General features: G+C 54.8%; 29 protein-coding genes. 13 read left to right on the top strand and 16 right to left on the bottom strand.

Annotated elements, in window-relative coordinates; genetic code table 11:
* Positions 1-16 precede the first annotated feature (16 nt).
* Complete coding sequence (locus B051_RS0102505; RefSeq protein WP_018476600.1) at positions 17-1,207, bottom strand: hypothetical protein; 1,191 nt, start codon at positions 1,205-1,207, stop codon at positions 17-19.
* 419 nt (positions 1,208-1,626) lie between these two features.
* On the opposite strand from B051_RS0102505, the gene B051_RS0102500 reads away from it, so the two are divergent.
* From B051_RS0102500 to B051_RS0102490, 3 genes are all read left to right on the top strand, one after another.
* The gene (locus tag B051_RS0102500; protein WP_018476599.1) at positions 1,627-2,604 is read left to right on the top strand and encodes an NAD-dependent epimerase/dehydratase family protein; all 978 of its coding nucleotides are present in this window, start codon (positions 1,627-1,629) and stop codon (positions 2,602-2,604) included.
* Positions 2,605-2,912: 308 nt separating this feature from the next.
* Positions 2,913-3,245 (top strand): thioredoxin family protein, encoded by a 333-nt coding sequence (locus B051_RS0102495; protein ID WP_018476598.1) that lies wholly within the window; start codon positions 2,913-2,915, stop codon positions 3,243-3,245.
* A gap of 74 nt (positions 3,246-3,319) precedes the next feature.
* Positions 3,320-4,774, top strand: coding sequence for a DUF4403 family protein (locus B051_RS0102490; RefSeq protein ID WP_018476597.1), 1,455 nt, complete (start codon positions 3,320-3,322; stop codon positions 4,772-4,774).
* A 3-nt stretch (positions 4,775-4,777) separates the two neighbouring features.
* Here the strand turns inward: B051_RS0102490 and B051_RS20755 are convergent, their stop codons facing one another.
* Positions 4,778-5,539, bottom strand: a complete 762-nt coding sequence (locus B051_RS20755) for a hypothetical protein (RefSeq protein WP_051080631.1) — start codon at positions 5,537-5,539, stop codon at positions 4,778-4,780.
* 150 nt (positions 5,540-5,689) lie between these two features.
* Here B051_RS20755 and B051_RS0102480 point away from each other — a divergent pair, with 150 nt between their 5' ends.
* Positions 5,690-6,679: a YihY/virulence factor BrkB family protein gene (locus B051_RS0102480; protein ID WP_018476595.1), complete on the top strand. Its 990-nt coding sequence runs from the start codon at positions 5,690-5,692 to the stop codon at positions 6,677-6,679.
* A gap of 85 nt (positions 6,680-6,764) precedes the next feature.
* Here the strand turns inward: B051_RS0102480 and rlmN are convergent, their stop codons facing one another.
* A complete protein-coding gene (gene rlmN / locus B051_RS0102475) occupies positions 6,765-7,838 on the bottom strand; it encodes a 23S rRNA (adenine(2503)-C(2))-methyltransferase RlmN (protein ID WP_018476594.1) in 1,074 nt (357 codons plus the stop codon).
* Between the two features lie 21 nt (positions 7,839-7,859).
* Positions 7,860-8,288: an acyl-CoA thioesterase gene (locus tag B051_RS0102470; RefSeq protein WP_018476593.1), complete on the bottom strand. Its 429-nt coding sequence runs from the start codon at positions 8,286-8,288 to the stop codon at positions 7,860-7,862.
* A 140-nt stretch (positions 8,289-8,428) separates the two neighbouring features.
* Here B051_RS0102470 and mnmD point away from each other — a divergent pair, with 140 nt between their 5' ends.
* The 3 genes from mnmD to B051_RS0102455 all read left to right on the top strand — a co-directional run bounded on the left by mnmD (position 8,429) and on the right by B051_RS0102455 (position 10,407).
* Positions 8,429-9,106: a tRNA (5-methylaminomethyl-2-thiouridine)(34)-methyltransferase MnmD gene (gene mnmD, locus B051_RS0102465; RefSeq protein ID WP_018476592.1), complete on the top strand. Its 678-nt coding sequence runs from the start codon at positions 8,429-8,431 to the stop codon at positions 9,104-9,106.
* A 177-nt stretch (positions 9,107-9,283) separates the two neighbouring features.
* Positions 9,284-9,793, top strand: coding sequence for a glutathione peroxidase (locus B051_RS0102460; RefSeq protein ID WP_033316692.1), 510 nt, complete (start codon positions 9,284-9,286; stop codon positions 9,791-9,793).
* A 305-nt stretch (positions 9,794-10,098) separates the two neighbouring features.
* Positions 10,099-10,407 (top strand): hypothetical protein, encoded by a 309-nt coding sequence (locus B051_RS0102455; RefSeq protein ID WP_033316691.1) that lies wholly within the window; start codon positions 10,099-10,101, stop codon positions 10,405-10,407.
* A 92-nt stretch (positions 10,408-10,499) separates the two neighbouring features.
* Here B051_RS0102455 and B051_RS0102450 read toward each other — a convergent pair whose 3' ends face one another.
* The gene (locus tag B051_RS0102450) at positions 10,500-11,081 is read right to left on the bottom strand and encodes a 5-formyltetrahydrofolate cyclo-ligase (RefSeq protein WP_018476589.1); all 582 of its coding nucleotides are present in this window, start codon (positions 11,079-11,081) and stop codon (positions 10,500-10,502) included.
* Positions 11,081-12,658: a bacillithiol biosynthesis cysteine-adding enzyme BshC gene (gene bshC / locus B051_RS0102445; RefSeq protein WP_018476588.1), complete on the bottom strand. Its 1,578-nt coding sequence runs from the start codon at positions 12,656-12,658 to the stop codon at positions 11,081-11,083. The genes B051_RS0102450 and bshC overlap by 1 nt, the downstream gene beginning before the upstream one ends.
* 217 nt (positions 12,659-12,875) lie before the next feature.
* Here bshC and B051_RS0102435 point away from each other — a divergent pair, with 217 nt between their 5' ends.
* Complete coding sequence (locus tag B051_RS0102435) at positions 12,876-13,256, top strand: PH domain-containing protein (RefSeq protein ID WP_026236141.1); 381 nt, start codon at positions 12,876-12,878, stop codon at positions 13,254-13,256.
* 6 nt (positions 13,257-13,262) lie between these two features.
* Here the strand turns inward: B051_RS0102435 and B051_RS0102430 are convergent, their stop codons facing one another.
* The 10 genes from B051_RS0102430 to B051_RS0102385 all read right to left on the bottom strand — a co-directional run bounded on the left by B051_RS0102430 (position 13,263) and on the right by B051_RS0102385 (position 20,363).
* Positions 13,263-13,658, bottom strand: coding sequence for a hypothetical protein (locus B051_RS0102430; RefSeq protein ID WP_018476586.1), 396 nt, complete (start codon positions 13,656-13,658; stop codon positions 13,263-13,265).
* Between the two features lie 167 nt (positions 13,659-13,825).
* The gene (gene rimO / locus B051_RS0102425) at positions 13,826-15,139 is read right to left on the bottom strand and encodes a 30S ribosomal protein S12 methylthiotransferase RimO (protein WP_026236140.1); all 1,314 of its coding nucleotides are present in this window, start codon (positions 15,137-15,139) and stop codon (positions 13,826-13,828) included.
* Positions 15,140-15,501: 362 nt separating this feature from the next.
* Positions 15,502-15,909, bottom strand: coding sequence for a hypothetical protein (locus B051_RS0102420; protein WP_018476584.1), 408 nt, complete (start codon positions 15,907-15,909; stop codon positions 15,502-15,504).
* Between the two features lie 210 nt (positions 15,910-16,119).
* Positions 16,120-16,620 carry a hypothetical protein gene (locus tag B051_RS0102415; protein WP_018476583.1) on the bottom strand — a complete coding sequence of 167 codons (501 nt, stop codon included), beginning with the start codon at positions 16,618-16,620 and terminating at the stop codon, positions 16,120-16,122.
* A gap of 19 nt (positions 16,621-16,639) precedes the next feature.
* Positions 16,640-17,599, bottom strand: a complete 960-nt coding sequence (ftsY, locus tag B051_RS0102410) for a signal recognition particle-docking protein FtsY (RefSeq protein WP_018476582.1) — start codon at positions 17,597-17,599, stop codon at positions 16,640-16,642.
* A 114-nt stretch (positions 17,600-17,713) separates the two neighbouring features.
* Complete coding sequence (locus B051_RS22145) at positions 17,714-17,866, bottom strand: DUF4295 domain-containing protein (RefSeq protein ID WP_018476581.1); 153 nt, start codon at positions 17,864-17,866, stop codon at positions 17,714-17,716.
* 2 nt (positions 17,867-17,868) lie between these two features.
* Positions 17,869-18,057, bottom strand: a complete 189-nt coding sequence (rpmG, locus tag B051_RS0102400; RefSeq protein WP_018476580.1) for a 50S ribosomal protein L33 — start codon at positions 18,055-18,057, stop codon at positions 17,869-17,871.
* 131 nt (positions 18,058-18,188) lie between these two features.
* Positions 18,189-19,805, bottom strand: coding sequence for an aminopeptidase P family protein (locus tag B051_RS0102395; RefSeq protein ID WP_026236139.1), 1,617 nt, complete (start codon positions 19,803-19,805; stop codon positions 18,189-18,191).
* Complete coding sequence (gene rpmB / locus B051_RS0102390; RefSeq protein ID WP_018476578.1) at positions 19,805-20,044, bottom strand: 50S ribosomal protein L28; 240 nt, start codon at positions 20,042-20,044, stop codon at positions 19,805-19,807. Before rpmB ends, B051_RS0102395 begins: the two co-directional genes overlap by 1 nt.
* A gap of 133 nt (positions 20,045-20,177) precedes the next feature.
* Positions 20,178-20,363, bottom strand: coding sequence for a DUF5522 domain-containing protein (locus B051_RS0102385; RefSeq protein ID WP_033316690.1), 186 nt, complete (start codon positions 20,361-20,363; stop codon positions 20,178-20,180).
* Between the two features lie 148 nt (positions 20,364-20,511).
* On the opposite strand from B051_RS0102385, the gene B051_RS0102380 reads away from it, so the two are divergent.
* From B051_RS0102380 to hemB, 5 genes are all read left to right on the top strand, one after another.
* Positions 20,512-20,832, top strand: a complete 321-nt coding sequence (locus tag B051_RS0102380; RefSeq protein WP_018476576.1) for a hypothetical protein — start codon at positions 20,512-20,514, stop codon at positions 20,830-20,832.
* Positions 20,833-20,979: 147 nt separating this feature from the next.
* Positions 20,980-22,221, top strand: a complete 1,242-nt coding sequence (rocD, locus tag B051_RS0102375; RefSeq protein ID WP_018476575.1) for an ornithine--oxo-acid transaminase — start codon at positions 20,980-20,982, stop codon at positions 22,219-22,221.
* A 128-nt stretch (positions 22,222-22,349) separates the two neighbouring features.
* On the top strand, positions 22,350-22,607 hold the full coding sequence (locus B051_RS0102370; protein WP_018476574.1) for a putative signal transducing protein: 258 nt from the start codon (positions 22,350-22,352) through the stop codon (positions 22,605-22,607).
* A 307-nt stretch (positions 22,608-22,914) separates the two neighbouring features.
* Positions 22,915-23,079, top strand: a complete 165-nt coding sequence (locus B051_RS22665) for a hypothetical protein (RefSeq protein ID WP_211214311.1) — start codon at positions 22,915-22,917, stop codon at positions 23,077-23,079.
* A gap of 112 nt (positions 23,080-23,191) precedes the next feature.
* On the top strand, positions 23,192-24,166 hold the full coding sequence (gene hemB, locus B051_RS0102355; RefSeq protein WP_407636253.1) for a porphobilinogen synthase: 975 nt from the start codon (positions 23,192-23,194) through the stop codon (positions 24,164-24,166).
* Positions 24,167-24,335 lie beyond the last annotated feature (169 nt).

Below are 24,335 nucleotides of genomic sequence, written 5' to 3'. Positions count from 1 at the left end.
CGTAGCGCTGTGGCAACTACTCATCTGCTTTGGGAGGCGGACGACGAATGATTGGCCGAGGTCGTGGCGGCTTGGGCTTTTCTTGCTGAGTTGGCTCATCGGGTATACTCGGTTGGGCCGCATCAGTTTCCGGCTCCTTCTGCTGCACAGCCTCCGGTGCAGCAGAAGGAGCCGTTGGGCGCCTGATGATAGGGCGCGGCCGGAGTGGCTTAGCGGGAGCTGGCTGCGCTGATTCTGCCTCGGGTACTTCAGGCGCTGGCGCTTCCGCTGCAGGCTTGGCTTCTGTCTCTTGGGCAGGCGCAGCAGGCTTGGCCAGAGCAGCAGGACGCTTAATGACGGGCTTAGGCCTCAGGGGTTTAGGCATGTCTTCCGCTGCCGGAGCCGCAGGTTGGCTCTCCGCTGACGGAGCCACCGGTTCCTCTTCCTGCGGCGGCTTCTGCAGCGCAGTTGGCCGCTTGATAACGGGGCGTGGGCGCGTGGGTTTAGGAGCCTCTGGTGCAGTGGCAGCAGCGGGAGCCTCTACAGCGGGAGCCTCTACAGCGGGCGCCTGTGCAGAAGGAACAGCATCTGCTGCCTCCTGTTCTGGCTTCTGAAGTGCAGCGGGCCGCTTAATGACTGGGCGTGGACGAGCTGGCTTGGCTGCTTCCGCTGGGGCTTCTGAACCTGGCTCCTGTGCGGCAGGCGCATCCTGGGCTTCGGAAGGAGCAGCAGGGGCAGCTTGAGGTATAATGGGCCGCTTGATGACAGGCCGGGCACGTGGTGCGGCTGGCGCTGCCTCTTCAGCGGGTTTTTCCTGCGTGCCTTCACTTGCTGCTGGGGGTGGCTGCAAGGCTGCGGGACGGCGCACAACTGGCCTTGGTTTAGGCGCAGCGGCAGGCGCAACCGGCTTTTCCTCAGATGTTTCCTGTGGAACACCAGGCGTCTCAGGTATGGCAACGGGGGCATCTGCCTGAGCTTGGATGGCAGGCGCTGCCGGGCGGCGGGCGGCTGGGCGTGGAGCGGCCGCAACAGCTGGCTTCGGCACGTCCTCCTCCCGCAGGTGGAAGCGCAGCCGCACGTTGTTGAGCACCATTTTCACGGCCACATAGAAGCTGTTGGGGTGCATCTGGGCATACATCTCCTCCCAGGCCTTGTAACGGGCCGGGTCCTCTGCCGCAAAGGCCGCCTTGTCGATTCGCTTCTTTACCAGGTACTCTTCAAACGTCATATCGCAAGTCCCACCGCTTTCCTATACCTGTGCAGGTATAGCGGGAGGCACAAATATCCTGTTTATATCCTTACAAGCCAGTCGGAGGTATACAAAACAGCCGCCGCTGGCTCTACAAATATAAGAAAATCGCACACCTGAAACAGGCAGGCATTATTTCTATTTTACCATTGCATTACATAATCGTTAAATCTGTCTGACACTGTTTCAGTGCTCGTCTTGCTGACATACCTTTGGGACGTGGTAAAGAAATAGGTTACGATTAGTTTTGCTGTAAGCGCCTGCCCTCTGGCAGGCGCTTTCTTTTTAGAGGTAGTTCAGGTGTGCGTTGGCTTATACTCCGAAGCGTTGGGATTCTTGGTCTTACGCTTTCACTATTGCACCGAAATCGGTTACTTTGTGCAAAAATTAATCTGACTATGGCAAACACAAGTGACACGGTATTGGTGATTGGCGCCTGCGGACAACTTGGCTCTGAACTCACCCTGGAGCTACGCAACCTGTATGGCGGGTCGAATGTGGTGGCAGCCGATATCTCGGCGCCCAAGCAGGCCGACCTGCGCGATTCGGGCCCGTTTGAGAAGGTGGATGTGCTGGACACGAAGGTACTGGCCGATTTAGCCGCTAAATATAAATTCAAGCAGATATACCACCTGGCGGCCGTGCTCTCGGCCACAGGCGAGAAGAACCCGAAGTTTGCCTGGAAGCTGAACATGGACGGCCTCTTTAACGTGCTGGACCTAGCCCTGGAGCAGAAGGTAGAGAAGGTATACTGGCCAAGCTCCATCGCCGTTTTCGGCCCAAGCACGCCGCGCCAGAACACGCCGCAGCACACCATCATGGACCCCAACACCGTGTACGGCATCAGCAAGCAGGCTGGTGAGCGCTGGTGCGAGTACTACTTCCAGAAGTACGGGCTGGATGTGCGCAGCCTCCGTTACCCTGGTTTGATTGGCTACAAGGCCCTGCCCGGTGGCGGTACGACCGACTACGCCGTGGACATCTACCACAAAGCCCTGGAGGGCGAGACTTTTGAGTGCTTCCTGAGCGGGAACACCTACCTGCCCATGATGTACATGCCAGACGCCATAAAGGCCACGCTGGATTTGATGCACGCCCCAGCCGAGCAGGTGAAGGTGCGTGACTCCTACAACCTGAGCGCCATGAGTTTCTCACCCGAGGAAATCACGGCTTCCATCCAAAAGCACCTTCCGGATTTCAAAATCACGTACAAGCCCGACTCCCGCCAGCAGATTGCCGACTCGTGGCCGCAGAGCATCGATGACAGCGCCGCCCAGCAAGACTGGGGCTGGAAGCCTGCCTACGACCTGGACGCCATGACCGCCGACATGCTCCTCAACCTGAAGAAGATGAAGGAAGAGCAGACGCTGGCCTAGATATAGCGTTGCTTGATGAATGCAAAAACGGGTGGTGCGGCAGCATCACCCGTTTTTTTATGCCCTTTGGCGGTGTTGTTGCTGAACCGGAATTCCTATGGCCTAGGTATGGGGGCAGGTATAGCAGGTTCTGCCTGCTAGTACGCGACCCTGTTACAAGCTACCCCACAGACCAGTTGTTGCCACTAGCCAGCGGCTGTTTCTGCTTTACAGCGGTTAACCTATATTTCCAGCGGCACGTCTATACCTTACCGAGCTATGACAAACCATCAGGTGGCTTGGCAAGGTATAAATAGACGAGACGACCCATGACCGTAGCAGACATAACAGACAACCAGCTCAGGCAGCTGATATTCGACAAAGAACGGGTGATTGTGAAGTTCACGGATGCAGGCTGCCCCGTCTGCAAAGAGCTCTCCCCCTCGTTTCGCAGGCTCTCTACGGAGCCACAGTACCAGGACGTCACGTTTGTGCGTATGAGCGCCGCTGAGAACCCGGTGTCGAGCCAGGAGGTGAAAATGACGGGCACCCCCTTCTTCGCCACCTACCGCAAAGGAACGATTCAGGAGTGCGGCGTTGTTGCCTCGGAGGAAGGCATCCGCGCCATGCTCCAGCAGCTCCTGCAGCCTGTCGCCCAGTAGGAACCGGCTCACGACTCGCGTGCTGAAAAGGTTCGGAAATGCTTACCTTGCTACAAAACTAAAGGCTATACTGCGTGTTCCGACTCACTCCCCTTCAGCTGGTTTTCATTTTCTTCGTCATTGGCAGCGTGCTCACGTTCCAGGCCTGCTCCAGCACCTCGCTGCTGGCACCACCCGCACCCGCAGCTATGGCCTCGACTGCTCCGGCTTACCAGCCTCGGCTCTCCTCCATCAGCATACCGGTGTCCATACCTTTGACTACCATTGAGGACAAACTGAACCAGGAGCTGCAGGGCACGCTCTACAAAGACGATAACCTGGAAGGCGACAACGTAGCGGTCACGGTCGTTAAGAAGGGGCGCATGACCATCCGGGCCGAGAAAGACAAAATCTACTTCAGTGTGCCGCTGCAGGTATACGCCAAAGGTCGCTGGCAATGGGAAGCCTGCAAGGTATGCCCCTCCATCAACAAAACGGAAGACACCTCCTTCGACATGGTCGTGAACACGGAAAGCCGCTTTGGCCTGTCCGAAGACTACAAAATCAACACCATCACAACGGGTGATTTTGAGTGGGGCAACACCAAGCCCTACATCCAGCTGGGCCCGCTCAAGATTGGCCTCGCCCGCTTCGTGGAGCCGGCCATGAAGCAGCAGATGAACCTGATAGCGCGCCAACTGGACAAGGAGATTCAGAACCGCCTCAACATCCGCCAATACGTAGCCGACACCTGGGCCCTGATGCAGCAGCCGGTGAAGCTAGACGAAAAACTCAATGCCTGGCTCAGCGTGGTGCCGCAGGAAGTGCGTATAGCGCCGCTATACGCCCACAACGGCAGCCTCCAGACGCGCTTGGGCATCACCTCCTACATACAGGTCACCACCGACGGCAAGCCCCAGACGCAGGTGAACCGGAACCTGCCTAAGCTCATCATCGATAACCGCATGAGCGACGACATCCAGATTGGCCTAACGGCTACTGTACCCTATAGCCACGCCAGCACCCTGATGCAGGCGCAAGTCGCTGACCAGACCTATACCTTTGACGACGGCAAGAGCCAGGTGACGGTGAAGGATGCGGCCATCACCCCACACGGAGAGCAGCTTGTACTGATGCTGGATGTGGACGGCAAGACCAAGGCGGGCCTGTTCACCAAAAAACTGGTGGGCAAGGTATACCTGCGCGGCACCCCCTACTACGATGCTGCCACTGCCTCCATTAAGCTGCGCGATGTGGATTATGACCTGGACACGCAGGACATGCTGCTGAACACGGCCAGTTGGCTTGCCAAAAATAAGTTCAAGGAGATGATTCAGGGAGCGGTGAACATACCTGTGCAGTCGCAACTGGCGGATATTCGGAACCTGCTGCAGCACACGCTGAACCAATCCGGCCGCGTGCATGAGGCGGTGCTGTTGCGTGGCGCGGTCAATGACCTGGTGCTGGACAACATCTACCTCACCCCTACTGGTATAAAAGCTGTTGTGAATGCCCGCGGCAACCTCACGGCCACGGTGCAGAAACTTTAGCCTTTACTTCAGGCTGGCCTTGTCAATAGCCGTTGGACTGCTGAAGGTCTTGTCGGGCACGGAAGCCGGCGCGGCCAGGTGCGTCAGCTTGAAGTCGCTCTGCGGGTTGCTGCGGTCGCTGGCCAGTTTTATCTTGCCGTAGGTTTGGTAGTCGGACCAGCGCCGGGTGAAGGTGGGCTTGGCGTCGGCGTAGTTGCGGAAGAACGCCCACTGCGTCACCAGTCCCTGCTCCTTATCCACCCACAGGTGGTATTTGTTCTGCGGCGTAAGGCCCACGTTCTCAAAGGTCATCTCCAGGATGTCAGCGGGTGCGCCTTCCTCTGTTTTGCCTTCGCCCACATACTTTAGCGTCACGCCGGGATCCTGCAGCTTGAAGGGCATCACCAGCCAGTACGAGTTGTTTATCCAGCGGGCATAGGTCTGCTCCCGCAGCTTCCGGGCCTGCTCCTGGTCCTGCAACTCGCGCCCGTCCACGTATACCTTGCCTTCCTTGGAGTCAGTGTCGATGATGACCACCAGGCTGTCCTGCTCCCACCGGAACCGGTTCTCGTGCTTGTCCCATACCTGGTACTGGTCGTTGAAGGTCCAGGCTAGGAAGCGGGTATCGTCCCAGCCTTTCTGCCCCCCCATGTTCTGCAGCACCTGCTGGGCCAGGGCTTTCGCCTTGTCGTCAGATTGCGGCAGGCTTGCGAGCGCAACGGTATGGCAAGTCACCAGTAGGGCTGCCAATAGCAGCATGGTTTGGAGGTATAGCTTCTGGCTCATAGGCGAGTTTGAATTAGGATAATCCCTATACGTAATCTTGCGTCGGCCGCCGTTCCTGCGCTTCGGTTTTCGGGCTGAAGCCTCCAAAATCTAACCAATGATTTGCGGCGGCCGTATCAAAAAGCTATTCAGACACAGAAAACAGACTTTATGGCTAGCTCTACTATAAGTAAAATTGGGCCTCTGCTCAAATCCACGTTTGCCGGCTTTACGGACAACGGCTCCTTGATGATGGCGGCCGCCCTGGCTTTCAACGCCATCTTCTCCATACCGCCGCTGCTGGTCATCATCATCCAGGCGGCCGGGTTCTTCTTCGGGGAAGAGGCGGTCTCGGGGGAGCTCTCCAAGCAGATTTCGGCCGCTATAGGGCCCAGCGCCGCCGATACGATAGAGACCATCATCCAGAACGCGGCCATGAGCGAAAGCGGCGGTTTGGCCTTCTGGATAGGCATCGGCACATTGATTTTCGCCTCCACCACTTTCTTTGCTACCCTGCAGGAGTCGCTGAACCGGGTATGGAACGTGAAGCCCAAGCCAACCAACGGCATCGTGAAGATGCTCAAGGTGCGTATGTTTTCCTTCGGCATCGTACTGAGCATCGCGCTGCTCATGCTGGTCTCACTGCTGCTCAGTGCGGTCATCTCCATCTTGAGCGGTTACCTGCGGGCGCTGTTTGACGAGTACCTGCAGTTCATCTCCCCGGATGTGCTCTATTTCCTCATCAAGGCAGTCGACTTCATCCTGTCCATCGGTATCATCACGGCGCTGTTCTCCCTCATTTTCAAGTACCTGCCCGATGCCTTCATCCGCTGGAAGGACGTTTGGATAGGGGCTTTCATCACCGCGGCGCTCTTCACCATCGGTAAGTTCCTCATCAGCTGGTACATCAGCACCAGCGACCCGGGCTCCGCCTATGGCGCGGCCGGCTCCATGATTGTGATACTCGTCTGGATATACTATTCCTCGCTGATTGTGCTGTTCGGGGCGGAGCTCACGCAGCAGTACGCTAGCGCGTTTGGGCAGGAGATTCGCCCGAAAGAGCACGCCGTGCTGTTCCGGGAGCAGGAGGTCACCAACTTCCCGCAGGACATCGCCAGCGGCAGGCCCAAACCGGAAGGACGGTTCAATAAGGCGAGCTGACAACGGACTTCTTGAAAAGTAAAATCGAGCGCCTCTGCTAAGGTATAGCAGAGGCGCTCGATTTTTATAGGTATAGCTGTTCGGCTTACGCCGGTTGCTTCTCTTTCACGGCCAGCTGTCCGCAGGCGGCGTCGATGTCCTTGCCACGGCTGCGGCGTACGTTCACCTGCACCCCACGGTCTGCCAGGTAATAGATGAACTTCTCCAGGCGGTCCTCGTTGGTGTTCACGAAGTTGGCGTTCTCAATCGGGTTGTATTCAATAAGGTTCACCTTGCAGGGGATGATTTTGGTGAAGCGCAGCAGCTCCTCCGCATCCTGCAGCGAGTCGTTGAAGTTATCGAACACGATGTACTCATAGGTTACCTTGCGTCCCGTCACCTCATGGAAATGCTTCAGCGCCTCCGTCAGGGCCTCCAGCGAGTTGGTCTCGTTGATGGGCATGATTTGATTGCGCTTCTCATCGTTGGCGGCGTGCAGCGACAAAGCCAGGTTGGCCTTCACGCCATCGTCGGCCATCTTCTTTATCATCTTGGCTATACCTGCCGTGCTCACTGTGATGCGGCGCGCGGCCATACCCAAACCATCATGCGCCGTGATGCGCTCAATGCTCTTCATCACGTTGGCGTAGTTGAGCATCGGCTCGCCCATGCCCATGTACACGATGTTGGTGAGCGGTTGGCCGTACTGCTGCATGCTCTGCTCGTTGATGCGCACCACCTGGTCGTATATCTCAGCAGCGTCGAGGTTGCGCACACGGTCCATGTAACCGGTGGCGCAGAACTTGCAGGTAAGCGAGCAACCCACCTGGCTGCTCACGCAGGCTGTCTTGCGCTCATCGTGCGGAATGAGCACGCCCTCTACAATGTTGTTGTCATAGAGCCGGAAAGCAGATTTGATGGTGCCGTCGTTGCTGAGCTGCTTGGTGGCCACCTGCACCGCGTTGATGGCGAAGTGCTGATCCAGCTTCTCGCGCAAGGCCAGGCTCACGTTGTTCATCTCGTCAAACGACTGCGCTGAGTGCTTCCAAATCCACTCGTAGACCTGCTTGGCACGGAACGCCTTCTCGCCCTGCTCCACGAGCCAGGCCTTCAGGTCGTCCAGCGTCAGCTTTCGGATGTCCTTTTTATTTAAAACGGGTATATCTGCAATCAAATTCATACCACAAAATTACAAAAATACTCAGGCTTTAGTTTCAATCCGGGACTTTACTTCGTTGGGGAGCGCCATTAATTTCCGCTCCTGATAATTGAAGCACAGCATGCCCGTCTTGGCGCGCGCCACTTCCTTGCCCTGCTGGTTCAGCACGTGGTAGGTGATGTCGAAGCCATACCGGTGCACATCATCAAAGGCCAGCTTCAGCGTCAGCACATCGCCGTAGAAGCCTTCGCCTTTGTACTCGATGGCGACATCGGCCATGATGAGGCTGGCGCCGCCCAGGTCCAGCTCGGTATAGCCGAAGTGGCGCAGCAGCTGCAGGCGCGCCTCGTGCAGGATAGAAAGCAGGGCATCGTTGCCGAGGTGGGCGCCGTAGTTCAAGTCGGTGATGCGGATGGGGATGGTCGCCACAAAGGCGACGTGCGCAGGTATAGCTACTTTTATTCGGGCCATGGAATGGAGCGTGAAGGTATAGCCGAAGCCACCCGTCGTTGAAAATCAGTCAAGAGAGCTTTGTTTTTTGCAAAATCCCTGCATTTTGTATTGCAGACAGCACAAAGCATTGCTTACATTTGTAAAGTAAACAATTTAAAATGCATCTCGAAATCAGGCAGACCAAAGACGGCTCCAATACCCTGTACGTGCCCGAACTAAATGAGCACTACCACTCGGTACACGGTGCTTTGCAGGAGTCGCAGCATGTCTTCATTAAGCACGGCCTGGAGCATGTGCTCAATCTCAAGCGGGACATCAAACTACTGGAAGTGGGCTTCGGAACCGGTCTCAACGCCATCCTTTCCTACCCCTTCGCGCTGGCCCAGAAAGCCTTCATCCAATACGACACGCTGGAGAAGTTCCCGCTGACGCAGGAGGTGGTGGAGCAGCTGCATTTCGACAAGGTCATCCTGAACCCGGAGCTGCACGATGTGTTCCAACGGATGCATGCCGCTCCCTGGAACGAGCCCGTGGACATCATTCCCTACTTCACGCTGCAGAAGATACACGAGACGCTGGAGGAGTTCGTGCCGCCTAAGGCTTACTACGACCTGATTTACTTTGACGCCTTCGCCCCGGAGAAGCAACCGGAGCTGTGGTCCGACGAGATGTTCGCCAAGCTCTACCGGGCTACCCGCCCAGGTGGCGTGCTGGTGACCTACTGCGCCAAGGGATCCTTCAAGCGCAGCCTCAAGGCGGCCGGATTTGAAGTGGAAGCCTTGCCAGGGCCTCCAGGCAAACGCGAGATGACGCGCGGCCTCAAGCCAGTTGCATAGATAATAAAACAATACCCCAGGCCTTGGCTTGGGGTATTGTTTTTCAAACCTATACCTTCTGGGCTTTCCCCTAGGAGCCACATGTCCTCCGCCCATCTGAACTTTTTCGCGCAGATGCGGTTCTTGTACAAACAAGCGTACGGCCTATGCCGTTACATCAATTTTAAGCAAAATAGCATGAGCACAACAGATAAAGACGCCCCCTTTTACAACCTCTCCGCCACCTCCCTGCAGGGCCAGGAAATACCGATGGAGCAGTTCAAGGACAAAGTGGTACTGGTGGTGAACACAGCCAGCCAATGCGGACTCACTCCGCAGTACGAGGGGCTGGAGGAGCTCTACCGACAATACAAAGACCAGGGCCTGGTGGTGCTTGGCTTCCCGTGCAACCAGTTTGGGAATCAAGAGCCGGGCGGCAAGAAAGAGATTGAGGAAGGTTGTCTCATCAACTATGGCGTGAGCTTCCCCATGTTCGATAAGGTGGAAGTCAACGGCAAAGATGCCCATCCTATCTTCCGCTACCTGAAGTCAGAACTTGGCGGTGTGCTGGGCAGCAGGGTCAAGTGGAATTTCACGAAATTCCTGGTGGGGCCGGACGGGAAGCCCTACAGGCGCTATGCCCCCATCACCAAACCCGAGAAGCTGGCACCGGACATTGAGCAGCTGCTGGCGAAAAAAGCTGAATAGCTAACATAGGCTGTCCTGGCGCCGATTCCTGCGGCAAATGCCAGGCAGCTTGGTTCTTCATTCACCTTGGATTGCACTAAAAGTACGGAAGTTTACCTGTACGCCTTTTGCCTTTGTAGCTGCGGCCGTCATACCCGTACCCTTCCAGATGCCTGTGAAGGGCTAAGCCTCTTCGAAAATTGCATTCTTTTTTCTTCTTCGGAACCAGTCCGTATATAAAACTTTTTATATATATTTATTGCTAAATATGTTCAAACATAGGTTATTTGTAGCCCCATCCAGCAATGAAAACGAAAGACTATACCATGAAGAAGTTACTCAAGAAAGCTATCAAGCCATTCCAGGCCAAGTATGAGGTGGTGTGCACTACGTACCAGGTAATCCCGGGCCTGCCCATCAACAGGAACCAGTCTAAGCATGCCTTCGGCCGAGGGGCTGCCCTGGAGGCAAAGGAGTTTTACACCAAAGTGGTCTCCTCCGACATCACCAAGACCATGGCGCCTGTGGAGGTGCAGTTGCGCAAGATATACCTGGGCGGCAGAACCATAGACCAGGCCGAGTTTGGCCCGGTGCAGCACCTGAAAAACCTGAACAAAGGCAAGAAAAAGAAATAGCAACACCCTGCCACCTAAACAAAAGCCACTCCGGATACCTCTGGAGTGGCTTTCTCATTCTGATTCTATAACACAGTAAAGTTTTACGATATTTATTGGGAATTATTGGGCCACACCCCCTGTGGCGTGATGGCATAGTCCAGTGGAATGTCAAAATCGTTGGGGTCGGCTATCTCTTCCACCGGAGGTTCCAGCGAAAGGCCTATTTTCACCACATCCGGGCGACAATCGGCCAGGAAGCGGTCGTAGAATCCCTTGCCATACCCTACCCGGTGCCCTGCCTTGTCGAAAGCCAGCAACGGAATCAGCACCAGGTCCACCTCGTTTGCATGCACGATTTGCGCCTCCTGCGGTTCCGGTATACCCCAGGCGTTCTCCACCAGCACCGACTCCTCGGTGAGGTGGTGGTGGGTGAGCACGTTCTGCGCGGCATCCGTCACAGGCACCACCACCCGCACCTGCGGCTGCTCCAGACGAAGCCGCTCGATGATGGGCCAGGTATTTACTTCGTTGTTCTTCACAATGGGCAGGAACACGTGCACCGTCTGCCCGGGCTTCAGCGGGAAATGCTTAAAGAACAGGTCTGCTATACCTTGGCTGCGCGCCGCCACCTCTTCGGCAGGCAGGGCCCGCCGGCGCTGTAGCATGGTTTTGCGCAGCTCGGCCTTCCGCATTATTCCTCCTCCAGTATCGTGAACTTGAACTCCAGTGGGTCAAAGGCCTCTACCAAGGCTGGTATAAACCCGGGGTGGTTGGTTTGGTAAGAGAGCAGGTTGTCCTGCCGCTCCTGCAGGCTCCCGTTCGGAAAGAGCTTGTCTTTAAGGTTTTCGAGTTGTTTGAACGTCTGCTCATGTTTGCCGTCACGGGCCTTGGAGAGCTTCTTCTCCAGCATGTGCAGCGAGTTGCTTGCCTTCTGGGCTTCGGCAGCCACGGCTTTCACCAAGGTCGGGTCAATACCTTCGGATAGCTGTTCCACCTGCTTATATACCTGAGCGATAGCCTCGCGCTGCGCCTCCAGACTGATTTCCTCTTCGTGCAGCTGCGATGCCAGTTGTTTCTTCAATTCTTGGTAATCGCGGAAGAGGTCGAGGGGCTGCAGGCCCAGCCTATGCATGCGGCTGGCATTGGGGCGGCTAATGTATAGCGCCGAATTGCGCAGCATGAGCACCGGGAAAGGCACCTCATAGGCCTCGAACACCTTACGAAGCTGGAACCAATAAGCCACCTCTGCCCCACCGCCAATGTAGGCCAGGTTCGGCAGGATGAGCTCCTCGTAAAGGGGGCGCAAAATGACGTTCGGGCTGAAGCGCTCCGGGTGCTCGCTTGCCTCCTGCAGAATTTCCTGCCGGCTGAAGCGAAGGTCCGTGTTCAGCACCTTGTAGCCCTCCCCTTCCTGCACAATGCGCTCGCGCAGGCCGTCCTGCAGGTAGAACAGGTTGATTTCGCGGGAGAACACCTGTGGCCTGTAACCCAGCTGCTCCAGTTGCGCGTTGGTCTCCTCCACCAGGCGGTGCGACAATTGCTCGGTCACTTCCTTCTCCACCACCGGCGTTAAGGCTTTCTTCAATTCACTGTGGTCTCCGTCGATGCTCACCAGGCCATACTCCCCAAACAAAGCATGCGTGATGGCGCGTGTCGCATCGGCCAGGGTTTTGCTGTTGCGGTAGGCCTCCTCAAAAACCAGGAAAGCCTCCGGCAGTTCCTCCAGCACCTTCTCCAGACCGGCAGTTGTGAAACGGCCTACAGCGCCTTTCTGCTCCGACTCCCAGGTATAGCGCTTGCCAAACAGGTTGAAGTGGTTGATTTCGGCGAAGTCGTGGTCCTCGGTGGCCATCCAGTACACCGGCACGAAGTTGTAATCCGGATACTTCTCCTGCAGCTGCCGGCAGGTGTTGATGGCGGTGATGATTTTGTACACGAAGTACAGCGGCCCCGTGAAGATGTTGAGCTGGTGGCCTGTGGTGATGGTATAGGTGTTGGGCTGCCGCAGCAGGTCCAGGTTACGCTGCACGTTCGGGTGAACGGTTTTGATGGAGGCATACTGCTCCTGCAGCGCCTGCTGCAAGGTATGGCGTTGCTGCTCCGTAAAGGTTTTCTCCTGCAGTTGCTCCCCAAAGGCCTCCAGCGTAGGAAAGCGGTGATAGAACGCCTGCAGCTTTTCGCTCTGGGACAGGTAATCGGCTATCGTTTGGGAGAAGGCGCCGGTAGCGGCATAGTCTACCTTGGTGATTTTCATATCGGTTACTTCCATCTGCTGTGGTTTTGTGGCTGCACAGGCGGCTGCCTGCACTATACCTGGGCAGGTATGGCGGCAGATTCCTGCGACTGTGTCGCACCACAAAGTACGCGTTTTATTTCTTGTTCTACAGCTGATACGATAGAAAACAGGTATAGGAGGACAAACAAGGCAACCATATTTCGGAATCGGCCTATACCTAGGTAGCGGTTATACCTTAAAACGAAATGACATGGGATTATTGAACGGACTGATGGGACACGCCTCGGCGGTGCCTGTCGAGAAACTCACCAAAGAGTTTCAGCCTATCCTGCTGGACGACGAGCGCATCGAGAGCGCCTTCCGGCTGATACGCGACATGCTGGTGTTCACGAGCAAACGCCTGATTGTGGTGAACAAGCAAGGCCTCACCGGCTCCAAAGTGGATTACCAGAGTGTGCCCTACAGCAGCATCAAGATGTTCTCCAAAGAGAGCTCCGGCATGCTGGATTTCGATGCGGAGCTGAAGATATGGCTGACGGGAGAGCCCAACCCCACCATCCGGCAGGAGTTCCGGAAAGGGGACAACGTGAACGAGGCGTATAAGGTGCTCAGCCGATATGTGCTCAAGTAGAGCTGGCTATAGCGAGTTGAGCCAGCCCTCGGCGTTCTCCACCGTCTCAAAGCCTTTTACCACGCCTTTCCTCACCATCCTGACCGCCTGGTCGGTGGAGAGCCGGCTGAAATGGTTCTGGGAGTACACGGCTGCATGGTACAGGAGCCCGTCGGCCTCTGCGCGCGGATGCCAGTCATAGGCGAGCCAGTCGGTGAGTTCCAGCCACAGCCCCTGCACTTCGTAGTGGTTGTCCAGCAATTTGTGGCAGCGCTCTTTCTTCAGGAAGAACAGGATTTGCTCATATCCTTGCTGAACGGTATCCTTGGTGAAGTCACCACGCCAGTTGGCATAGAGATAATCGTCAACGGCATTGTACTCTATCGTCAGTGAGTCAGTAGTCAGAAGTTTGATGTGCTTCATATGCATAATCGCTCTATTGCCTGGGCAGACAGAGCGGCAAGGAGTGGAAACGGCTTTCCATGCCATAATACGCAAAATACGGGTAAAACAAAAAAGGAAATCCCCTGCCAGACTGGTCTGGCAGGGGATTTCCTTTTCATAAAAGGTGGTGTTTATCTGCAGCCGTGCTAGCTGACTACCTCGCCATACAGGTCGAAGTCAGAGGAATCCGTGATTTTAACATTTGCGAAATCGCCCAGGCGTACGTACTGGTTGTCAGCGGGTACGAGCACTTCGTTGTCCACTTCAGGAGAGTCGTACTGGGTACGGCCCACGAAATAGCCGCTCTCCTTGCGGTCGAAGAGCACTTTGTAGGTTTTGCCTACCTTCTCCTCGTTCATCTCCACGGATATACCCTGCTGCAACTCCATGATAGCATCGGCACGCTCCTGCTTCACCTCATCCGGCACGTTGTCTTCCAAGGTATAGGCATGCGTGTTATCTTCGTGCGAGTAGGTGAATATGCCTAGTCGGTCAAAGCGCGTCTCCTCCACCCAGTCATACAGCTCCTGGAAATCCTGGTCTGTCTCACCGGGGTGGCCGGCGATAAGCGTGGTTCTCAAAGCGATGTCCGGCACGCGCTGCCGGATGGTGTCCACCAGCTCGATGGTGCGGCGCTTGCTGATGCCGCGGCGCATGGTCTTGAGCATGTTGTCTGACACGTGCTGCAACGGCATGTCGAGGTACTTACAGATGTTCTCGCGCTCGTTCATCACATCAAACACCTCCATCGGGAACTGCGACGGGTAGGCGTACTGCATGCGAATCCACTCAATGCCGTTGACATCGGACAGGTTGCGGAGCAGGTCAGCCAGCTTGCGCTCGCCGTAGTGCTGCAGCCCGTAGTAAGTCAGGTCTTGTGCAATCAGGATGAGTTCTTTGGTACCCATGCTAGCCAGGCGCGTAGCCTCCTTCACCAGGTCCTCAATGGGTCGGTCTACGTGCTTGCCGCGCATGAGCGGTATGGCACAGAAAGAACAAGGGCGGTTGCAGCCCTCGGCAATCTTGAAGTAAGCGAAGTGCGAAGGCGTGGTAATGAGGCGCTCGCCAATCAGCTCGTGCTTGTAATCCGCCTCCAGCTTTTTGAGGAGCTGCGGCATTTCCAGGGTTCCAAAGTAGGCATCTACTTGCGGAATCTCCTGCTCCAGCGAATCTTTGTAGCGCTGCGACAAACAGCCGGTTACGTACAGCTTATCAATCTGGCCGGCTTCCTTGGCCTCGGCATAGCGCAGAATGGTGTCGATGGACTCCTGCTTGGCATTGTCGATAAAGCCACAGGTGTTCACGATGATGATGTTCGAATCGTCCTTCTCAGACTCGTGCGCCACGTCAAACTCATTGGCACGGAGCTGGCCCATCAGCACCTCGGAATCTACCAGGTTCTTGGAGCAGCCCAATGTGATAACGTTGACCTTGTCCTTTTTTAAACTTCTTACTTTCACTTATCTATAGTATTAGCGCGATAATTCCCAATCACTCAAAACCATTGCGACTGCGCATTAGTTCGATTAGGCAAATGAACCGCAAAAGTACAACATGTTTGGGTAATAAAAGAACAGCCCGTTGGATAGTAAGCCGTTTTGTTACATGCAGAGGAGTAACGCCGCCTTTCGCGCCCACTCATCGGACCATCGGCCATAATCAGTTGGAGCAGGTATAGCTACCTAGCAGGCTTTCTTGCTGAGAGCTTGATACAGTAAGGTATGCATTAAGTGGAATAGAACGACAAGGAAATTTAACAGCGGGGCACGGCATACAGCTTATGTTCACTTCATCTTGATTGGTACAGGCTGAAGCTCTTCATTCAACCAATGGCGGCAGGAAACCAGCTTTTGGCGGCGGCTACGCTTTTCACCAATCTAATTCCTATAGGCAAGTCGTAGCTGTTGATGAGCAGCTTGATTACCTGATACAGGTTATTGTCCCAGAGGTAATCGGGCGACTCCAGGATGGCGATGTTTTTAAGAGTAGTGTGCGGAATGTGCTGGATAAAGTAATGGATGACCTCTTCGGTAAGCACGCCCCCTGCTGGAATACCTGAATCTATGATGAGGTTAGCGACTTTGTTCTCTTGGATGGTAGCGAATAAGGTAACAACCGTCTGGAAGAACTGGTCGGACTCTACACTCAACTCATCTGACCACTTAACGCTCAATACGTTCGGAATGGCCTCGTATGCTAATTCCATCCAGTCATCCTTCCTTTCACTCATAACAGGTATGCCTTTAAAGTAGCGCCTCCATGCACAAACGGTGGCCGAAATCACCACTGGCAACCTCTTTCCGTTCTACGCTTCTTTGCCTACCATACCCCAAACCAGGTATACCGCTGCTGTTGGACAAGGTAGATTTGCGTGTCTGAGAGAGAAGCATGAGTCACTGCGTCTGCGGAGAGAGAAAAGTAAACCCTGGCGTGGCAGCCGTTAGTAAAAGGCGTTGTAGTTGATGAGCAACTCTACTGCTGTCACCTCGCCCTCCTTCACCTCCACCGGGAAGATGTTCATCTCCCCGTCAAAGAGTTTGGCGTACAGGCCTTTTTCCTCTTTCGTGAAAAGGCTATACCTGCCAGGCTTAAGATTGACGGCAAAGTTGCCGTTAGAATCTGTGGCAATCTGGGTTACCAGTTTGGTTTGAATGGCGGTGTGGAAAACACCGTCTGTAGATGTGGTTTGCTGGCTGTTGGTCAGCTCATAGATGTACACGGTGCGCTCCACGCCACGCTTGCCGCTGGGCGGCGGTGCGTCCGGGGACGGCATTTGGTTGCCCGCTTCCCATAGGATTTGCCCCCGTATACCTTGCTTTATGTCCATCTGTTGGCCTGTTTGCGCTGGTTTATCTTGCTGCGTTTGCTGCGCCGCATCCTTTCGGGTGCTGTTACAAAACGTCAGCAGCAGCGACAGCCCTATCAGCAGAAACTTTCCCATACAGGCAACAGCCAAAAATCTATTTGCGGGAGAAGAACGAATCCACGAACTCGTGCTTATCGAACAGCTGCAGGTCCTCTATCTTCTCTCCTACCCCGATGTACTTCACCGGAATCTTGAATTCATCGGATATACCTATCACCACACCGCCCTTGGCCGTACCGTCCAGCTTCGTGATGGCCAGTGCGGTCACATCGGTGGCCTTGGTGAACTCGCGCGCCTGCAGCAGCGCGTTCTGGCCTGTGCTTCCGTCCAGCACCAGCAGCACCTCGTGCGGCGTGTCTGGTGTTATCTTCTGCATCACGCGCTTGATTTTCGCCAGCTCGTTCATCAGGCCCACCTTGTTGTGCAGTCGTCCGGCTGTGTCAATGATGACCACGTCGGCGTTCAGTTCCACGCCTCTCTTCACGGCGTCGTAGGCCACAGAGGCGGGGTCGGTGTTCATGCCATGCGATATCACCGGCACGCCCACGCGCTCGCCCCAGATGATGAGTTGGTCCACGGCGGCGGCACGGAACGTGTCAGCAGCACCCAGGACGACTTTCTTGCCTGCCTTGTGGAATTGAGAGGCCAGCTTGCCGATGGTAGTGGTTTTTCCCACGCCGTTCACGCCCACCACCATAATCACGTAAGGCTTGATGTCCTTTGGCAGCTCGAAGTTGGCGCCGTCTCCGGCACGGTTCTCCTCGAGCAGCGCGGCAATCTCCTCGCGCAGGATTTTGTCCAGTTCATCGGTGCCTACGTACTTGTCGCGGGCCACGCGCTTCTCGATGCGGTCAATGATTTTCACCGTCGTCTCTACCCCCACGTCTGCATGCACTAGGATTTCCTCCAGTTCGTCCAGCACCTCCACATCGACCGTAGACTTGCCTACAACGGCCTTGCTTAGCTGCCCGAAGAAGCTGGTTTTGGTTTTCTCAAGACCTTTATCGAGCGATTCTTTTTTCTTCTCTTTGCTGAAAAAGTCAAAAATTCCCATCTGCGTGTTTTGTAGGGTGACGACTATCTCGGTGTGATACGGTAATATACTAAAAAAGTCCCGGTAAAGGGACTTCTTCATGTATTCTATCTATGTGTAGTAGAGTAGGCTGTATTACTTGGCAAGGAAATCTTGCACTTTGTCAACAGGAACCATTTCTTCTTTGAAGCTGTAAGCACCAGTTTTTGGAGACTTAACGGCTTTTATCACTTTTGCCCAATCTTTACCTGTAGAGGTCTTAAGGGTCGCAACTACCTTCTTAGCCATGGTTATTTAATTTCTTTATGTACAGTTACTTTTTTTAACACAGGATTAAACTTCTTGAGTTCAAGACGCTCCGGAGTGTTCTTTCTGTTTTTGGTAGTGATGTACCTTGAAGTACCAGGCATGCCAGTAGACTTATGCTCTGTGCACTCCATAATTACCTGGATTCTATTACCTTTTGCTTTTTTAGCCATCTCAACAGTAAATTTTTATTTAGGACTGCAAATATACAAGCTTAAAACACTAATTACAAACAATGTATAATTTTTTATGCCGAAGCTTTTCTAAGCTTCGCGTGGGGCCGCTATACCTGGCCCGGCAAAGGCTAATCCAGTTTAGGCAGCACGAAGCCGTCTAGCGCACTAGGCTGGGCCATGGTTTTCTCTATTTCGGCCACGGTTCTGGGAGCCAGCTTCGATAGGTTTTCCCAGCCTTTCTCCGTAATCAGGATGTCGTCTTCGATGCGCACGCCAATGCCCCACCATTTCTTGTCGCAGGGGCTTCCCTCCGGTATGTAAATGCCCGGCTCTACCGTGATGACGGTGTTGCCCTTAAAGGGGCCATAGCTGCCGCGATCGTGCACATCCAGCCCCAAGTAGTGCGAGGTGCCATGCGGAAAATACGGCTGCGCCTCCGCCCTGTTTTTGATGATGCCCAGCTTCACCAGCCCATCGGCTATCACCTCCTGCGCTGCCTGGTGCGGCGCCTGGAAAGAATTGCCCACTTTGCACTCCTTGAAGCCAGCCTCCTGCGCCTTCAGCACCAGCTCGTAAATCGCTTTCTGCTCCGCCGTGAACTTGCCATTGGCAGGTATGGTGCGGGTCACGTCGGCGGTATAGCCCAGGTATTCGGCGCCTACATCCATCAGCACCAGCTCCTGGCCAGGTATAGCCGGCTTGGCACTGGAAATGTAGTGGAGCACGCAGCCATTGCTGCCGGCGCCCACTATGCTGGGATAGCCCACGTGCTGCGCGCCGTATTTCTTGAACACATACTCATGTATACCCTGCACCTCCATCTCGGACATACCCGGCTTCATGGCCTTCATCACCTCCACCTGCCCGATGGCCGACATGGAAATCGCCTTGCGCAGCAGCTTCAGCTCCGCCTCCGTCTTCACTTCCCGCATCTCGTCCAGCAGTTGGTCCAGCGAGAAGGCATCGAGCTTCATGGCAGGTATAGCGGCCACGGCCTTGGTGCGGGCACGCATGTCCTTGGCTTGCAGGTAGCCCTGCAGGTGCCGGTCCTCGCGCAGGTGGGGCTGCTGTTGCATGGCCTCCTGCACGTAGGCGGTCACGCCATCGGCCTGCGCCAACCCTTGCGCCCGCACAATGCCGTAAAGCATACCGCGGGTGGCGTCAAAGTCAGTTGGGTATTTCACCTTGGACTTGAACTGCTCAACCAGGCTGTAGAGGTCGGCTTGGTCACTTGCATCGTCGCGCACGTCGTGGGGCAGGGCCTTGATGAGGATGTGCTGCAGGCTGGCCGTGTCGAGTTTGAAACCGGCGAAGTCAGTGTTGGCCCGCGTGGCTATACCTAGCTCCTTTGCCGCTCCTTCCACGCCTAGTCGCTTGCCGTTCCAGAGCTCGTGCATCTCGTCATGGGGCTGCACGAAGAGCAGTTCCTGTACCTGTTTCCCGCCCACATTTTGTGGACTTTGGAATAACAGTAATACCGAATTCGGCTCGGTATACCCGGTCAGGTAGTAGAAGTCCGGGTCGGGATGGTAGTAATAGTCCACATCGTTGGCGCGGTTGCGCACCGGACTGGCAAAAAGAACGGCAACGGAGCGAGGGGGCAGCTGTTGCCGCAACACCTCTCTCCGTTGCCGGTGAAACTCTTTATCTAAAGTATCAGATGGCTTTCCCGAGCCTGCATGCGGTTGCGCTACTGCCGTAAGAGACAGCCAGCATAACAGTGCACACAGCCGGAAGGCTGCCATTAGTACATGATGTAGCCTTGCTCAACAGCCTTCTTCAGCACTGCTGAAATGCCGTTCTTGTTAATGGTTCTCAAAGCCGAAGTAGACACTTTCAGGGTTACCCAAGCATCTTCCTCAGGGATGTAGAAACGCTTCTTCTGAAGGTTTGGATAGAACTTACGCTTCGTCTTGTTGTTCGCGTGAGAAACGTTATTTCCTACTTGTACTCTCTTTCCGGTTAAATCGCAAACTCGTGCCATCTTGTATTTTCTTCTAAATTATTTCAATAGGGGTGCAAATATCTACAAAAAGATACAGAAAGTCAAAGGCATAGCGGATAAATTTCCCAAACCCTGCTCTGCCACAGCCCTAAGCGTGTTTTGCCGATGCCTCCTATACCTTGTTTTCCTGCTCTCCTTCCGCAGCCTTGCCCCGTTGTTTCCTGTTGAAGCCGTAGGGGCAGTGGCGGCAGCCGCTCTGGCAGCAGTAGCCTCGCTTGAGGTGGTATTGGGCCATGAACACCATCAGCCCCTGCTCGTTGAGGTAGTAATCCTCGCCCTCTTTCAATGCACCGCTCACGCTATATACTTCTTTCTGAATGCCAAATATCCGCAATTAAATGCTGTTCACCAAAAATCCCGCTTCCGGTCTTGACGTTCAGGCGCCCACACGTTATAAAGAATAGTGCTTCATTTGAGCTATACCTTTGGCCTTAAAGCAACAAGACATGTCACGTTTCAACACCTTAAGCGAAGCCGTGAACGCCCTGCGCGCGCGTGGCTATGTGAACACCTTCAGCATACAGCACCAGCGCGTGTACTGCTCCGAACTGAGCAAAGCCATCCCGCCCACCCAACTCACGCTGCTGGAAAGGCACATCGTGCCGTCGCCTGCCTCGCGCGGCGGCGAAGAGGAGGTATACGGCTTCCGCACCGAGGACAACACCTTGGGCATCATGACCAACATATACGCGGAGTATGACCCGGAGGGCTTCCTGTCAGTGTTCCGGCAGTGCCGCCAAGGCGGAGACAGAGGGGCGCAGGCCTAGGTCTTGCTGAAGGGGGTGTAGTTCAGGCTGTTTTCGCTATATTTACAACAATTAACCGGATTTTCTGTAAATACAAGTCCGGAGCCGCAGCCTGCTGCTGTGAGGCTCTGCCCCTTGTTTTCAGACAACAGCTATAACATAAAAACTATGAGCACGCTATCCATCACCTCCAGCCAGCAGGCAATCGAAACAGAAGAACAGTACGGCGCCCACAACTACCACCCGCTGCCGGTGGTGCTGAACCGGGGCGAAGGCGTATACCTCTGGGACGTGGAGGGCAAACGCTATTATGACTTCCTCTCGGCCTACAGCGCCGTGAACCAGGGCCACTGCCACCCGCGCATCATTAACGCCCTCATCGAGCAGGCGCAGCAGCTCACGCTCACCTCTCGCGCCTTCTACAACGACAAACTGGGTATAGCCGAGAAGTACATCTGCGAGTTGTTTGGCTACGACAAGTCCCTATACATGAACTCCGGTGCCGAGGCCGTGGAGACCGCCATCAAACTGGCCCGTAAGTGGGGTTACCTCAAGAAGGGAATCGCGCCGCACAACGCCGAGATTATCGTGGTGGAGCGCAACTTCCATGGCCGCACCACCGGCATCATCTCCTTCTCCACCGACCCGGATTCCACCAAGGGCTTCGGACCCTACATGCCCGGATACAAGGTTATACCTTATAACGATTTGGACGCGCTGGAAACGGCCTTGAAGGACAACCCGAATGTGTGTGGCTTCCTGGTAGAGCCGATACAAGGGGAGGCCGGCGTCGTGGTGCCGCAGGAAGGATACCTGGCGAAGGCGCACGCGCTTTGCAAGGAGTACAACGTGCTGCTGATGGCCGATGAGATACAGACAGGTATAGCCCGCACCGGCAAGTTGCTGGCCAGCTATTACGACGATGTGAAAGCCGACATCCTGATTCTGGGCAAGGCCCTTTCGGGCGGCGTGCTGCCGGTGTCCTGTGTGCTGGCAGACGACGACATCATGCTGTGCATACAGCCGGGCGAGCACGGTTCCACCTTCGGAGGCAACCCACTGGCCGCCGCTGTGGCCATTGCCGCGCTGGAGGTCATCAAAGAAGAGAACCTAATAGAGAATGCGTACAGATTAGGCGGGATTTTCCGCGACCGCATGAACCAGCTGAAGGCGAAGCGCCCGGAAGTGGTCACGCTGGTAAGAGGCCGTGGCCTGTTGAATGCTGTTGTGATTGAGCCGTCTGCCGATGGCCGCACCGCCTGGGACGTATGCGTGGAACTGAAAGAGCAGGGCCTGTTGGCTAAACCGACTCACGGCGACATCATCCGATTCGCGCCGCCACTTGTTATGACGGAAGAGCAGTTGCATGAGTGCTGCGATATCATCGAAAAGGTGATTATGAAATTCTAAGTCAGGTATACCTGAAACACATAAAAGGCGAGGCTATAGCGGCTTCGCCTTTATTGTTTTTTTACCTACTTCCTCTAAGAAAGTCTGCCTGAAATTCGCTAGCTTTAGAAAGCAATAACTATGAAAGCATGTCGCAACCAGAACAAACCAAACCGGTGCTGATTTTCTCCGGCGATTTTCACCGGGCCGCCGTCATTAAAAACATGCTCGAGAACCGGGGCATCTACGTGTTCATGCAGAACGAACACATGGGCAGTATCGCGCCTTGGCAGGTGGCATCAGGTGGCTTTAACCCGGTGAAGCTTATCATCTCTGGGCATGATGAAGAAGAGGCAAAAAAAGCATTAGAGGGCTTTGATGAACAGGGCTTTGACAATGAAGACTAGCATATCTGACTTATGAAAAAATCAGTTAGAATAGGCACTATCATAATAGCGCTTGTTGTAGTGTTCATAGCAGGAGAACAGGTAGGAAGCAGCATTGGCGAGCTTATTTTTAACTTAACACGCTAATCCGTGATGAAAAAAGGGAACCTATACCTGACACCAATAATCATCAAAGCAATCTTACTTGCCGCTTCGGCTTTTGCTATTTACAGTTTCGGCAAAAGCATGGGTGAGGCGATTTATTATATTACAACTTATTAATACGGCGCGACTTCTTTGAGCGATTCCCAGCGACAAATTCCCATCAATGAAATCCAACACCCACTCCCTCTCACTTCGCTTACGAAAGTGGATAATCGCTTTTGCTTTTGCCGGCTTTTTGGTAGGGCTTGGCATTGGCGCTTATGTGGCGCACAAGCAGCATACAACAGCCGACAATTCCACACCTGCTGTCGCCAGTGAAAAACGGTAAGCACACAGGTATAGCACACACCATTTTCTGAGGTATGCCTTCGCTTTCCCCCGCTTTCGCCGTACCTTTGCCGTAAACAGATTGGCAAGCATTTTAGAGCAACCGCTATATTATGATTACGAAAAGACCAAGACGAAACCGCTATAACGAAGTCATCCGCAGCATGGTGCAGGAAACAGCACTTGAACTGAACGACTTCATCTTCCCGCTCTTCATCATCGAAGGGCAGAACCAGAAAGTGGAGGTGGCCTCCATGCCGGGCATCAACCGCTACTCCGTGGATACCCTGCTGGATGAAGTAGCCTCCTGTACGGACCTAGGCATCAAAGCTTTCGCCCCTTTCCCGAGCATACCTGAGCACCTGAAAGACAAGTACGCCAAGGAAAGCCAAAATCCTGACGGGCTGTTCCCAAGAGCCATCCGCGAAATCAAGAGGAACTTCCCGGACGTGGTGCTGATGACCGACGTCGCCATGGACCCCTACAGCTCCGATGGGCACGACGGCATCGTGATAGACGGCGAGATTGTGAACGATGAGACGCTGGACGTGCTGGGCAAGATGGCCCTGACGCAGGCGCAGGCCGGTGCTGACATCGTGGGTCCTTCGGATATGATGGACGGCCGCGTAGGACACATCCGCCGCGTGCTCGACGAGAACGGTTTCCATAAGGTGGGCATCATGAGCTATACCGCCAAGTATGCCAGCGCCTTTTACGGTCCATTCCGCGACGCCCTGGACTCCGCCCCGAAAATGGGCGACAAGAAAACATACCAGATGAACCCGGCTAACAGCCGCGAAGCGTTGATTGAAGCTGCGCTGGACACTGAAGAAGGAGCCGATTACCTGATGGTGAAGCCCGCTTTGGCATACTTAGACATCATCAAGCTGCTGCGCGACAACTCTCATCTGCCGATAGCCGCCTACAACGTGAGTGGAGAGTACGCCATGGTGAAAGCCGCCGGCCTCAAAGGCTGGATTGACGGGGAGAAGGCAATGCTGGAGAGCCTGCTGAGCATCAAGCGCGCCGGCGCTGACATCATCCTGTCCTATTTCGCCAAAGACTTCGCCCATTTCCTCCGGAAGTAACACACTTACAATTTAATTTCAGAAGCGCATCAGGTTGGCCTGATGCGCTTTTTTGCTTCCACGCCTTCCTGCTTCAACAATCCTACAGCGTATAGTTCGGCCCTTAAAAATTAACTCCCTCTGTTTGAACAAGTTTGCCTTTCGGGCGCTTTTAGCTATATTGAGTGGC

The sequence above is a fragment of the Pontibacter roseus DSM 17521 genome (assembly GCF_000373265.1).
In the GTDB taxonomy this organism is placed as follows: domain Bacteria; phylum Bacteroidota; class Bacteroidia; order Cytophagales; family Hymenobacteraceae; genus Pontibacter; species Pontibacter roseus.
The sequence above is the reverse complement of the archived record's forward strand: the minus strand, read 5'-3'. Positions and strand labels throughout refer to the sequence as shown.